The 13,272-nt window shown below is 40.3% G+C and carries 12 protein-coding genes; 3 read left to right on the forward strand and 9 right to left on the reverse strand.

Going from position 1 to position 13,272, the window contains the following annotated elements:
* Window positions 1-28 precede the first annotated feature (28 nt).
* The 5 genes from QWY93_RS02875 to QWY93_RS02895 all read right to left on the reverse strand — a co-directional run bounded on the left by QWY93_RS02875 (window position 29) and on the right by QWY93_RS02895 (window position 3,680).
* Complete coding sequence (locus QWY93_RS02875) at window positions 29-919, reverse strand: hypothetical protein (RefSeq protein ID WP_290246682.1); 891 nt, start codon at window positions 917-919, stop codon at window positions 29-31.
* 165 nt (window positions 920-1,084) lie between these two features.
* On the reverse strand, window positions 1,085-1,543 hold the full coding sequence (locus QWY93_RS02880; protein ID WP_290246683.1) for a DUF4268 domain-containing protein: 459 nt from the start codon (window positions 1,541-1,543) through the stop codon (window positions 1,085-1,087).
* The gene (gene folB, locus QWY93_RS02885) at window positions 1,544-1,909 is read right to left on the reverse strand and encodes a dihydroneopterin aldolase (protein WP_290246684.1); all 366 of its coding nucleotides are present in this window, start codon (window positions 1,907-1,909) and stop codon (window positions 1,544-1,546) included.
* A complete protein-coding gene (locus QWY93_RS02890) occupies window positions 1,909-2,766 on the reverse strand; it encodes a DivIVA domain-containing protein (protein ID WP_290246685.1) in 858 nt (285 codons plus the stop codon). The genes folB and QWY93_RS02890 overlap by 1 nt, the downstream gene beginning before the upstream one ends.
* A gap of 5 nt (window positions 2,767-2,771) precedes the next feature.
* On the reverse strand, window positions 2,772-3,680 hold the full coding sequence (locus QWY93_RS02895; RefSeq protein WP_290246686.1) for a WD40 repeat domain-containing protein: 909 nt from the start codon (window positions 3,678-3,680) through the stop codon (window positions 2,772-2,774).
* Window positions 3,681-3,719: 39 nt separating this feature from the next.
* Here QWY93_RS02895 and QWY93_RS02900 point away from each other — a divergent pair, with 39 nt between their 5' ends.
* Window positions 3,720-4,349 carry a 4'-phosphopantetheinyl transferase family protein gene (locus QWY93_RS02900; protein ID WP_290246687.1) on the forward strand — a complete coding sequence of 210 codons (630 nt, stop codon included), beginning with the start codon at window positions 3,720-3,722 and terminating at the stop codon, window positions 4,347-4,349.
* Window positions 4,350-4,460: 111 nt separating this feature from the next.
* Window positions 4,461-5,045, forward strand: a complete 585-nt coding sequence (locus QWY93_RS02905; RefSeq protein ID WP_290246688.1) for a redoxin domain-containing protein — start codon at window positions 4,461-4,463, stop codon at window positions 5,043-5,045.
* Window positions 5,046-5,266: 221 nt separating this feature from the next.
* On the opposite strand, the gene QWY93_RS02910 is transcribed toward QWY93_RS02905, so the two are convergent.
* The 3 genes from QWY93_RS02910 to QWY93_RS02920 all read right to left on the reverse strand — a co-directional run bounded on the left by QWY93_RS02910 (window position 5,267) and on the right by QWY93_RS02920 (window position 8,864).
* On the reverse strand, window positions 5,267-6,109 hold the full coding sequence (locus tag QWY93_RS02910) for a transglutaminase-like domain-containing protein (RefSeq protein WP_290246689.1): 843 nt from the start codon (window positions 6,107-6,109) through the stop codon (window positions 5,267-5,269).
* 82 nt (window positions 6,110-6,191) lie between these two features.
* A complete protein-coding gene (locus QWY93_RS02915; protein WP_290246690.1) occupies window positions 6,192-7,820 on the reverse strand; it encodes an acyl-CoA carboxylase subunit beta in 1,629 nt (542 codons plus the stop codon).
* Window positions 7,821-8,063: 243 nt separating this feature from the next.
* Entirely contained in the window at window positions 8,064-8,864 is an 801-nt protein-coding gene (locus tag QWY93_RS02920; protein ID WP_290246691.1) for an N-acetylmuramoyl-L-alanine amidase family protein, read from the reverse strand.
* Between the two features lie 63 nt (window positions 8,865-8,927).
* Here QWY93_RS02920 and QWY93_RS02925 point away from each other — a divergent pair, with 63 nt between their 5' ends.
* Complete coding sequence (locus QWY93_RS02925) at window positions 8,928-11,684, forward strand: putative LPS assembly protein LptD (RefSeq protein ID WP_290246692.1); 2,757 nt, start codon at window positions 8,928-8,930, stop codon at window positions 11,682-11,684.
* 273 nt (window positions 11,685-11,957) lie between these two features.
* On the opposite strand, the gene QWY93_RS02930 is transcribed toward QWY93_RS02925, so the two are convergent.
* Window positions 11,958-13,172, reverse strand: coding sequence for an arginine deiminase (locus QWY93_RS02930; RefSeq protein ID WP_290248810.1), 1,215 nt, complete (start codon window positions 13,170-13,172; stop codon window positions 11,958-11,960).
* Window positions 13,173-13,272: the final 100 nt, after the last annotated feature.

Consider the following 13,272-nt stretch of genomic DNA (forward strand, 5'->3'; position numbering starts at 1 on the left):
TTAATTTTGATTGGCTTATCGGTGGACCCTAAACCGTAACTTCTATGCTTTTAAACAAATAATCCATCACCACTTTTTTGCTTTCTGAATCACAGATGACATAATTTGAAAACAAATTATTTTTGTATCTAAAAATAACCACATACACTTTATCCCCCATGCTCACCTTTTCATTAAAACGAACCTGATACCCAATCCTTCTGGTTTTCTCCTCCTCCAAAATCAAATCCCTTATTTCCTCGACATCTAAATCGGTGATCCTTTTTCTCTTTTTAATTTTAACATCCATAAAATTTTGGGACAATTTTCCTGTTGTGTAAACTTCTTGACCATAATGGGAATGGATGATTCCAACTGTATTAAAATCATTGAATTTATCGTTATCTACTACAGTATCTGTTTTTGAAAAGGAATAGCTATAATAGTTTAAATCCAAAGAATCGATACTTAAAGGTTTAGATTTCACCTCTTCCAACTCTTGGATAAACTCCTTATTTAGGGCTTTTTGTAATTTGTCAGGTAATCTGGAATAATCAATTATTTCATGACCCCGATAACCGGGCTCAATATAAAGTTCCGAATACTCGACTAATTGACCAGTTGAATCAATATGGCCGCCTGAACTTCCACTAGTACTACTAAAAACTGCTTTTCGCCCAGAAAAATAATTCCTGTAAACCTGATAAGCTTTTTCATCATTAATGGTTTCCACCAATTCATATTTCAAAAGCTGGAAATCATCAGCATTGGTAACATTTTCTGTAGTCCAGTTGTGGAATAAGTTTTCAAAATTGGTTTCGAAGTCTTCAACAGGTTTCCCAAATTCATAAATGGGCACCTCTTTTTCTGGAACATTCATTTGGGCAAATGCTGAGTTAAAAAGCAGGAAACTGATAAAAACTAGAAAAAAGGTTTTCATAAAATGTTGTTTAAGTTTTAAAAGGTTTATTGTAGTTAAATATTATTAGTTCTAAAAAATTCATTTTACCAAAGTCTGGAGATTTTGTTTTTTGGGGCCTGGTCGGAAAATCACTTTGCTTAGAAGCCAAGTCTGAAGGCTTGGACTATCCAATAAAAACAATGCCTACAATTCTTCAAAAGCAGGCTTGATATTGCCCCAAAATTCATCCAGTGCAATAATTCTGGGTTTTAGAAAGGAAATAATTTGCGGCCAATCGTCCTTGTTCATTACACTGGGACCTTTTAACTTTTTTTCAACCATGGAAGTGATTTTCCCAAACTCATCCTGGTCATGAAGTTTCCACTCCCAATCTTCCCCCAGAATAGCATGAAGCATTTTCTTAAATTCCCTTAATTGCTCAAAGACCAATTCCTGCAATTCGGTATCAGGATGGTTTATCTCAATGCCGATGGAAACAAAATTTCGCTCAGCACGCATCCTGAAAAAAATATGCTTGACCCCTGTTTTATAATTTTGCCAGTTGACACGCCCTCCTTCGGCACTTGGGACAGGCTTCATATATTGCCCAAATGTGGTCCAAAACTGCTTTTTGGTCCTTGTAATTTCTTCTCTTTTGTACACTTATTGGTAATCTTCTGGATAGGAAACCTTTACTACCGAATAATCCACCACTCCTCCCAATGCTGGATTGTGTTTTTTGATGATAATTTCCACCCGTTGGAGTTTGGGATAAGCTTTAATAATGTCATCAATCATCAAATGTCCAAGATGCTCCAAAAGTTTGACGGGCTCCTGCATATGTCCCTTGGCGATCTGATAAAGGCGGGAATAATCCACTGTCTCATGGAGGTCATCCTCGAGCATGGCTTTCTTAAAATTGGTCTCCACATGGATATCCACGGTAAAGCGGTTGCCCAACTTCTTTTCCTCCGAAAACACCCCATGAAAGGCGTGAAATTCAATTCCTTCAAGTGAAACTTTTCCCATTAATCGAATTGGTCAAAAAATGATCCAGATTTTTTTTGTTTGGGTTCATCAGGAGCTTGGGATGAGGTATCGTCCTCATTATGGCTGGTTTCCTCACGGTTTTGGATATTACCTGGCTCCTCTTTAGTTTCAGGTCCAGTTTTTTCAGGAGTTTCCTCAGCCTCAGCAACAGAACTACCTGGAATGGAAACAGGAGGGGTGGTTTCGGTAACCTCGCTTTCACTTTCCCTTTCTTTGGGCCTGGCTTCTATATGGCTACCTACATTATCCTCGTCATCAAAGCTCACCTTCCGGCTCATGGTTTTCACCAATTTAGCATGTGCCTCCATATCCACCCTTTTGAGATCATCCTGGGAATGCTTAATGGTTTCCTGGGTATTGTTGGCCAGGTTTTTCAAATTGCGGAGGATTACCTCACGCTGGGCCAACAAATCCTCATAATCCTCCACCAAAACACTAGCATCTTCCTTCATATCCTCCATTATTCTTTTGGCCTTGGTTTCGGCGGATTCTATTATGGCCCTGGATTTATTCTTTGCTTCGGAAAGCATGGCATCAGAATTCATCTGGGCTTCCTTAAGGATCAATTCAGCTGTTTTATTAGCCTGTTCAATCATATTGGCCCCGGTATCTTCCGCTGCTTTTAAGGTTTTGAATAGAGAACCTTCCACCTCCCTGAGCTTGGCGGATTCTTTTTGAACCTGTTCCAATTTGATTTCCAACCCTTTTTTCTCATCCATTATCTTCTCCCACTCCTGGGAAAGGGAAGCCAAAAAAGAGGCAACTTCTTCCTTGTCAAACCCCCTGAAATTTTTCTCAAATGTTTTTTGGCGGATTTCTAACGGTGTAATTTTCATTTCGCTTATAATTCTATATCCCAAATGGAAACGGTCCTATCATCACTGACGGCTATAATTTTGTGATTATACCGACTCCACAACACTTTGTTTACCGAAGTACCATGTCCGGCATGCCTGGCCTTATCTATCACCTTCAAAAGCTTAAATGAGCTCCCATCCCACAATTTGATAGACTTGTCCATACTACAAGTTACAAAATATTTGCCATCTTCTCGAAAGGACAAATAATTGATCGCATACAAATGGGCAACAATGCTTTCCTCCTCCTGATAGGAATCCACCGACCATACCTTAAGATGAGCATCCCGGCCGCCACTGACCAAAATTTTCCCGTCTGGTGCATACCGCAAGGCAAATACCGAATTGGTATGATTGTGCATCTTTTTGAGAGGAGCAAAGGTTTCCAGATCCAGGATCACAACGGAATTATCACTCATCCCAATTGCCATATGTTTCTTCTCAGGAAACAGTGACATGACCCGGATACTTTTTTCACCCAATTTAATATGCTTCAACAAGGATTTTTCCTCAATATCGAGAATGGTCAGTACGCCGTCACCGGTTCCTACAAAAAGTTTCCCTTGATAAGCTTTTATATCAAAAATGGCCTGATTGGTAATTTTTAGCGACCAAATTTCCTCTTTGGTATTCAGATCAACCACATGGACCCCTTCAAAATTATGGCCGATAAACAGCAGGTTTCTTTCCGGATCAACCGCAAGGGCATAAACGGAATGGGACAACTTGGCAATCAATTTCCCATCCTTGGGAGCATCCAAATCCCATTCCACCACCATCCCATCGCCGGAACCAGTATAAAATTTTCTAGGATCCACTCCTTCCACCAAGGCATAAATACAATCATTATGTCCAGTGAGGGTATGGAGTTTATTAACTTGAATTTTTGACATATATTGCGTAATTAACTTCTTTATCCCCACTTGATTTATATGCAAGCAAAAATAGAAAAAATTAGCCCTTTATCAGCTTTAGCCCTGAAGAATATTGATGATCATGCAGATATGCCCATTGATTTTCTGAGCTTCCGGGAAAGGCTTTCCTTTGCCAATATCGGCCATCCGGAAAAAAAGAAGGAATGGAAAGGGGCCAGGCTTGCCATAAAATCAGCCTTAGACGCCATAAAGCTGCCCTATCCAGGCTTTTATAAGGATGAACACGGCAAATCTCACCCAATGGACGGTTATGGAAATGTTTCCCTAAGCCATACCAATGGACTGGCAGCAGCTATTTTTCACAAGGAAATGCCCGTGGGTATAGACCTGGATTATATCAAAGAAAAGGTGGTCCGCTTGGGCCCCAAATTCCTGGATCCACAGGAAATTGATTTTCTTGACAATGATCCCATTCTTTACACCATGGCATGGTCTGCAAAGGAATCTATTTTTAAATGCCAGGGAAGAAAAGGAATTAGCCTACGGCAAAACATCCTTCTTTTCCCCTTTTCCCATTTGGACAACGTGATAAAGGGAAAAATTTATGATACCGACTTTGCAGACCATTATTATACAGTAAAGGTGGAAAGGGACAATGACTTAATATTAACTTATACTATTTGGTAAATTAAAATAATTGTTATTTGTTCACTTGGAAAGTGTCATCCTATCCGGAGCAATTATAGATTAGTAGCACAATTCCGGATAACTGTATAAAAAACAAACCCAAAATCAATCATGAAAACTTTCATTTTTACCTTTTTACTTTTTCTGGGATTATGGAGCAGTTCCTTTGCCCAAAAGGTAAGCCCTTTTGAATTAAATAATCTAAATAGTAACGGGGTCTTTTCACTGGAAGATTACAACAAAGCAAAAGCTGTGGTTTTGATTTTTACAACCAATGGTTGCCCATTTGCCAAGTTGTATGATGAAAGGATTATTCAGCTTCAACAAAAATTTGGACCACAAGGCTTCCAATTTGCAATGATCAACCCTCATATAAACATGGAGGAAGAAGAAAGCACTAAAGCCATAAAGGCAAAAATTGACAATAAAAATATTACTTTCCCTTACTTGGTTGATGATCAACAAAAAATCTCCCGACAATTGGGGATTAGCAAAATTCCCCAGGCAGTAGTCATCCAACCCAGCCCAACGGGTTTTTCTATCGTTTATTCAGGAGCCATTGACAACAATCCCCAATTGCCAGAACAAGCTTCCCAAAAACATTTGGCCAATGCCCTTAGGGAAATTTCGGAGGGAAACTCCCCATCTCTTTCCAACACCAGACCGGTGGGATGTAACATAGAATGGAAGGAATAGTGGCTTAAATCCTGGAAAAATTTTTAAATTTTTGAGGTATTTCACCTGTTAATCTTCCCTTTGTCCTTCCCCTTGTAAATGAGCATTTGATAAAAGTCATGTTAATGGGGATTTTAAACCGAACTCATTTTTTAATTAAATAATAATTGGAGTAGTATTTAGGTTTGTTCTTGCAGATTCAATTTGTCCAGAAAAGCTAAAAAACATTGCCACTTATTTGGCTAATTTTCCAAAATATCCAACAATTGACGAACCTCTTCCACCTTTTCCGGTTCACCTATTTTATCAAAAGAAACCATCAAATTTCTCATTGTCCTTTTCATGATCTCTTCATGCCCACATGGCTGAAAAAATTCTTCACGAGGTTCAATCTTAAGATGTTCCAGGTAATTATTGATATCCTGGCGGGAAAAGATCAATCCCTTATTGAAAGCATTGATATAAAAGGTAGCCTCATCGGTCTTATAAGTCAATACAAAAAGGTTGGGTAAGTTGACTCCATAAATAGGCAGACCCAGTTTTCTTGCAACCAGGTAGTAAATAGCACAAAGGCTTATGGGGTTCCCTTTTTTTGTAGCAATCACATTGCTTAGCATACTATTGCCAGGGCTATGAAAATTTTTGGTATTTGCTGAGAATTTTAACTGGCTGAACAAAACATTATTGATCAGCCTAATTTGATCATAGGGTCTCAAGTCACTTTTAAAGGTAGTCCAGACATCAAAATAAATTTGTTGCATATCTGCATTTATGGTTTCAAATTCCAAGTCCGGATATTGGTAGGTATTGATGATCCAAAGCCCCTTCAACAAATCCCTATCTTCAGATTGTTTCCATTCCTCCAGACGTTCTTTTAATAAAGAAAACTGCAGCTCATGCACCAGCTCCTCAATTTCTTTTTGAAGTTCAGGGTTAAAACTGTCCTCCCACTTTTTCTCCAAAAAAGGAATCACATCATTACCTAAAGAAATGATTTTATCCTTCACATGATCTTTCACCTCTTTATCCGAATCGTCTAATAAGGAAACCAGGGCATTCAACTCCTTTTCCGTAAGCTTTTCCATAATCTAATACCTCGATAAACTTCAAAAACAGTAAGTTTTCAAAGTTGATTGACCTGTATTTTGGTTTACGCCAAAATTACAATCAAGTTTGAATAACTCCTACATTGAAGCGCTCCTTAATTGGGGCAAAATTGGCCGCCTCTATGCCCATGGAAATTATTTTCCGGGTCTCCAATGGATCAATCACCCCATCCACCCAAAGTCTGGAAGCTGCATGATAGGGACTTAACTCTTCTTCGTATTTTTCGGTAATTTCCTTCAATAATTTTTCTTCATCCTCCGGGGTAATCTCCTTTCCTGCCTTTTTCAAGGAGGCCACCTTGATTTGGAGAAGGGTTTTTGCTGCGGAAGACCCACTCATCACAGCCATTTGAGCAGTAGGCCAACTAAAAATCAAACGGGGGTCATAGGCCTTTCCACACATGGCATAGTTTCCTGCACCATAGGAATTCCCAATGATAATGGTGAATTTTGGCACTACCGAATTTGCCATAGCGTTAACCATCTTTGCTCCATCCTTTATAATGCCCCCATGCTCGGCTCTTTTTCCCACCATAAAACCGCTGACATCCTGTAAAAAAAGCAATGGGATTTTCCTTTGATTGCAATTCATGATAAATCGAGCGGCTTTGTCAGCAGAATCGGAGTAAATCACCCCACCCATCTGCATCTCACCCTTTTTGGTCTTGACCATTTTCCTTTGATTGGCAACAATCCCTACTGACCAACCCTCAATCCGTGCGGTACCACACAATAAAGTTTTACCGTAGTCCGATTTATATTCATTAAACGCTGACCCATCCACCAATCTTTGGATGATTTCCCGCATATCGTAAGGTTTGCCCCGGTCAATAGGAAAAAGCCCAAAAATCTCCTTTTCATCTTTTTGGGGCAAAACAGTTTTTTTTCTGCTAAACCCAGCCTTTTCTTGCTCCCCAAGACTGTCAAAAATCTTTTTCACGGCATCTAAACAGGCTCCGTCAGATTCAAATTTATTGTCCGTGACCCCAGAAATTTCACAATGAGTAGACGCTCCTCCCAAAGTTTCATTATCCACCTCCTCCCCAATGGCCGCTTTTACCAGATAAGACCCTGCCAAGAAAATGGATCCGGTTTGTTCCACAATTAAAGCTTCATCAGACATAATAGGCAAATAAGCCCCTCCTGCCACACAACTTCCCATAATGGCTGCCACCTGGACAATGCCCATGGCGGACATTTTAGCATTGTTTCTAAATTGTCGCCCAAAATGCTCCTTATCCGGAAAAATTTCATCCTGTTTGGGCAAAAACACTCCTGCACTATCCACCAGGTATATAATGGGCAAATGGTTGTCCATGGCCACTTCCTGGGCCCTTAAATTCTTTTTCGCTGTCATGGGGAACCAGGCTCCTGCTTTTACGGTAGCATCATTGGCAACTACCACACACATCCTCCCCTGCACATAACCTATTCCAGTCACCACTCCGGCAGAAGGACAGCCCCCTTCTTCTTCATACATCCCATCGGCGGCCAATGCCCCAATTTCCAAAAACCGCGACCCCTTATCCAATAAATAGTCAATCCTTTCCCGGGCAGTTAATTTGCCTTTTTCATGCTCCCTGGCAATCCTTTTTTCTCCTCCCCCTTTTTGGACCTTTTCCAGTTTATGGTTCAATTCATCAACCATCTGCTTGAGCAAATCCTCATTTCTATTGAATTCAATATCCATAGGGCTTAAAATTAAATTGGGGATTTATCCCCTTTATTGGCCTTACCAACAAGGTGGCACCCCTCCTGAAAAGTTGTTTTATCCAATATAAAAAAATAAAGGTAAAAAAGCCTTCAGTCCCGGGTATTGAGTTTTTCTACGGTGTTCCGGAACTCCCTTTCCGGGTTATAACAGAAACAAAAAAAAAGCCCGAGAGGATCGGGCCAAACACTAAACACTCAATAATTGATACTATTTATAATACTAAAATGACTCAATCTCCTCCTTATATGACTTAATAGCACGGTAAATGGCAGATGCTACATAAGCCTGTCCATTTTCACTTTTCAAGTACCTTTCTTCTGTTCGATTGGACAAAAAGCCGGTTTCTATCAAAACAGAAGGCATACTGGTTGTCCACAACACATATAAAGGAGCCTGTTTAACTCCGCGGCTATGCCTATGAAGCCTGGTTTTAAAATCATTTTCCACTTTTTGGGCCAATGAAATACTATTGGAAAAATAGGCCTTTTGCATTAAGTTGAACATCATATAAGATTCTGGGGAATTGGGATCAAAGCCTTCATAATTTTCCTGATAACCATCCTCCAATAGAATTACGGAATTTTCCCTTTTCACCACATTAAAGTTGCCTTCAAAATTTTTCGACCCCATTACAAAGGTTTCGGTACCATGTGGGGAAGAAGAGCTGGAGGCATTGCAGTGAATGGAGACAAACAAGTCGGCTTTGTTCCGGTTGGCAATATTTGCTCTTTCCTTTAATTCAATAAACACATCACTTGTACGGGTGTAAATCACCTCAACACCTGGGATATTTTTTTCGATATAATCCCCCACTTTTAGTGCAAGAGACAATACCACGTCTTTTTCTCTACTGTGACTTCCACTGGTTCCGGGATCTTTCCCCCCATGACCAGCATCAATCACAATCCTTCTTAAACGAAATTCCCTCAATCCCTCACCTGTAGGAACAAAGGAAGAAAGCAAAACCCCACAGGTCAGGAAGCAAATTATTAGAATATTTTTGACAGTGGTTCGTTTCATAAACATTATTAACGTTAACTTTACGCAAAATTTAGAAATTTTTGAAGTAAATAGAAGTAATCGGTGCAGAATATTACGGTCGTTTATCTTTCCCTCATTTTATCATTAATCTCCATTTCGGGGCTAAGGGCGCAGGACACCATTCCAAGGCCCGCTGAAAAGGAAATTATCGCTCCTGACCTGACACCTGACATTGATAGTGCCCTTGTCTTTCCCGACAGTTTGTTGGTCTTGGATTCTCTTCCAAAAACCGATACAACAAAAGCTGTGCCCAAGGGAGATATCCAAAACCCAATTAATTATTATGCGGAAGACAGCATTGTCTCCAATTTCAAAGAACAAAAAGTATATCTTTACAGGGGGGCTTGGTTTGAATATGGGAATATTAGACTGGAAGCAGATTACATAGAAATCAACTGGGACAAAAGTGAATTATATGCCTCAGGCCTTGAAGATTCCACAGGAACGGTAACGGGCAGCCCTCTATTCCAGGAAGGAGGAACTTCTTACGAAATCCGCAAGCAAATGCGGTATAATTTTGAAAGCCGAAAAGCCATTATTACCGATGTGGTGACCGAACAACAAGAAGGATTATTGAGAGGCCAGACAGTAAAAAAAGATGAAGAAGGCAATGTGTACCTTCACAAAGGTTATTACACTACCTGTAATCTGGAACAACCCCATTGGCATATTTCCTCCAACAAAATCAAATCGGTCAAAGGAAACCAAACCATTTCCGGCCCTTTTAATTTATATTTCAATGGTATCCCCACACCTATTGGGCTGCCTTTTGGATTTATACCCGATCAACCAGAAGAAAAGGCTTCCGGAATCATTATTCCATCCTATGGGGAAGAAAGAAGAAGGGGCTTTTTCTTGCGGGATTTCGGTTATTATTTTGCCTTCAATGACTATATACATTCCAGGCTTACCGGGGAAATATTTTCCAAAGGAGGCTATGGCGTAAAGCTGTCCACGGTTTACAAAAAAAGGTATCGTTTTAATGGGGGGTTTAACATTGATTTCCAACAGTTCCGTAGCCCTGAAACTGAAGAAACTCCCTTGGATTACACGACACTTTGGGTCAATTGGAGCCATAGCCCTGAATCGAGGGGAAATTCCAGGTTTTCTGCTTCCGTAAATGCAGGGACCACCAACTATAACAATTTGGTGGTCAACCCAACCAATTACATGAGAAATACCAACTCGGAATTCACTTCCAATATCTCCTACAGCAAAACCTTTACCGGGACTCCTTTCAGCATGTCCGCCAACCTAAGGCATTCCCAAAACGTCCAAACCGATGAGGTAAGGTTGGTTTTACCGGACATCTCTGTCAATATGAACCGCCGAACCCCATTCCGGAATGTGGGTTTTGAGCCTTTGAAGACCCTTAACTTTGCCTGGAATTTTAATGCTCAAAACACCATTAACAACCGGGTAGAACAGGAATTGGGAGTGGAAAATGAGTTTTTACAGGAGGATCAATTTGCAGACACCCGCAATCCAGAAGTCACTACATTTAACCTTCAAAACCTTCCAAAACTATTGAAAGAGGCAGAAAATGGGTTCAGACATTCCTTACCGGTTTCCTCCAATTTCACCTTATTCAAATATTTTACAGGAACAGCTGGGTTCCAATATACCGAACTATGGTATTTTGATAAAATCAATTACTACTACAACCCAACCGAAGAGCGCGTTGACAGGATATTGGAAGATGGTTTTACCAGGGCAGGTTACTACAATTCTTCCTTTAACATGTCCACCAATATTTACGGTTTTTATTCATTCAAGGAAGGATCTAAAGTGGAGGCTATCAGGCACCATCTCCAGCCAACATTCGGTTTTTCCTACACTCCGGATTTCTCCGACCCAAAATATGGTTACTACCAAAATGTACAGGTGGATAATGAGGGCAACCAACAGCTCTACTCCCGTTTTCAGGGCCAGTTGTTCGGAGGTCCACCAAGAGGAGAGTCTCGTTCTTTGAATATCAACATCCGGAACACTTTGGAGGCTAAAGTAAAAACTAAAAGCGATACGGCAGAAACCACCACCAAAAAGGTTCCTATTTTGCAATCCCTTAATATCTCCACCAACTATAACTTTGCTGCGGATTCATTCAACCTGGCTCCAATAAATATGAACACCAGGACCTCATTTTTTGACAACCGCTTTTCTGTGGCCATGTCTGCTACCTTGGACCCTTATGCTACCAGAACAACCATTAACCCTGAAACGGGAAGTGAAACTATAAATAGGATCAATGAATTTGCCTGGAACCAGGGACAAGGGCTGGGAACCCTAAGAAGAGCCAATTTAAACTTAAATGGAAGCATCCGGCCGGGATCTACTGAAAAAACGCCCGCTGACACCCGGGAAGAATTGACCAATGAATACCTCGAACAGGGAGGAGAAATGAATGAATTTGCGGAAAGTGAAATCGACCGGATGGCCAACGACCCCAGCCAATACATTGACTGGGACATTCCCTGGAATTTGAATTTTGGCTACAATCTTAGCTATAGCAAATCCACCCGTGGAAACACCAATATCACCCAGGCAGTCAATGTTTCAGGAGACCTAAGTCTTTCGGAAAAATGGAAAATCAATTTTAATACTGGATTTGATATTTCCACCGCCAAAATCACCCAATCCATGATTGGAATTGCCAGGGATCTCCATTGCTGGCAGATGAATGCAAGCTGGATTCCATTTGGCAGGTTTACCAGTTACAATATTGACATCAGGGTCAAAGCAAGCATCCTGCAGGACTTGAAGATTTCCAGAAGAAGATCCTTCTTTGATTCTTTCTAAGAGTATATCATACAATTCTTAAATTTTTTACCTAACCTGGTAATCGGGATCTAAAAATTTGATAAATGGTACAAAGTACAAGGTACGATTTACCCGAATAAAGCTGAAAGACTGTAAAAGCTTCAACAATAATAGCCCGGGGTGCCAACCCAGGGAGATTTGATTCGTGATATCCCGCCAAACCCGTTTGTGGTGGAACTAAACTGAAAATTTAGATAAGATAAAAAAACCAGACTGTCGCCTGGTTTTTTTATGGTTCCTATTAATTGTTGGTTAAATGCTTGACCTGCTGAGTGGCATGGTCATACACCTTGGACCGCCCAGGCCCCGGGATAACTCTGAGGATGGAATTTCCAACACCTCCACACCGGCATCTCTTAAAGACCTGTTAGTGTATTTGTTCCTACTATAAGAAACCACTCTTCTAGGCCCTATGGCAAAGACATTGGCACCATCAAACCATTGTTCCCTTAGGGCATATTCCTTATTTCCATTCCCCAATTGAATGATCTCCAAATAAGGAATTTCCTTTTCAAGTACCGTTAATAAAGATTCTTTCAGGACGGTTCTTTTTATATGGACCTGATCATTATCAGAACTCTTCAGGGTATATAGGGAGGTTTTCAATACTGCTTCCAAAGCATCTGGGTAGGTCAACACCAGGTTTTCATCCAATATGGTAAAAACTGTATCTAAGTGCATAAAATTCCTTTGCTTGGGCAGGTGAACTTCGTAAACCCTTTCCACTGTTCCTTCTGCCAAAAGAGACTTAGCCACATGGTAAATGGCCTTTTCATCAGTCCTCTCAGAATTACCAATAGCCACAGCTTTATCAGAAATAATGATCACATCCCCTCCTTCTATACAAGCTGGGCTGTTATGGCCATCAATGGGATATATTTTATGATTGTTATCCATAAACTCCGGATGGTTCTCAAAAATGGCCCGAACAATATTTGCCTCCCTCTGCCGGCCTTCCATTTTCATGCTTGAAAAAATCATCCCCCCAGGGGTCAAAGCTGCTGTATCCCTTTGGAAATACAAGTTGGGGCTGGGAGGAATGATATAGGCAAAATCCATTAAATCCACTACCGGAAGTTTAGGGATCTTACGCTTCAATTCATGAACTTTGATCCCGGCCATCAATGCAGTTGAACACTCTGAGGTGGATAAACGAGCCACCATACTTTCCGCCAAATGAGATAATCTGGATACCGAAAGGGCTTCCTCCATTAATTTAAAAAGCACCTTTTCATCCGATATGGTTTCCATTAAAAGCTCATGGAGGCCATAAATCCGGGCTCCAGTGGCTTGTTTTATGACTTGAGTAAAATAATCATGCTCCCTTTGCATAGCCTCCAAATAAGGAACATCCTCAAATAATAATAATTCTTTATTGTAAGGAGTCAGCCGGTCTATTTCTCTTCCCGGCCGATGCATTAGCACTGCTTTGAGTGCACCAAACTCTGAGTTGAGTCTTAAATCCATCATATCACGTATATAGACCTATTTTCAAATTTTCAACAATTTAACAAAATAATTACCAATAAAGAAACAAAAATGATAAAACGTTAAAATTTAAATAATA

The organism is Echinicola jeungdonensis, assembly GCF_030409905.1.
Taxonomy (GTDB): domain Bacteria; phylum Bacteroidota; class Bacteroidia; order Cytophagales; family Cyclobacteriaceae; genus Echinicola; species Echinicola jeungdonensis.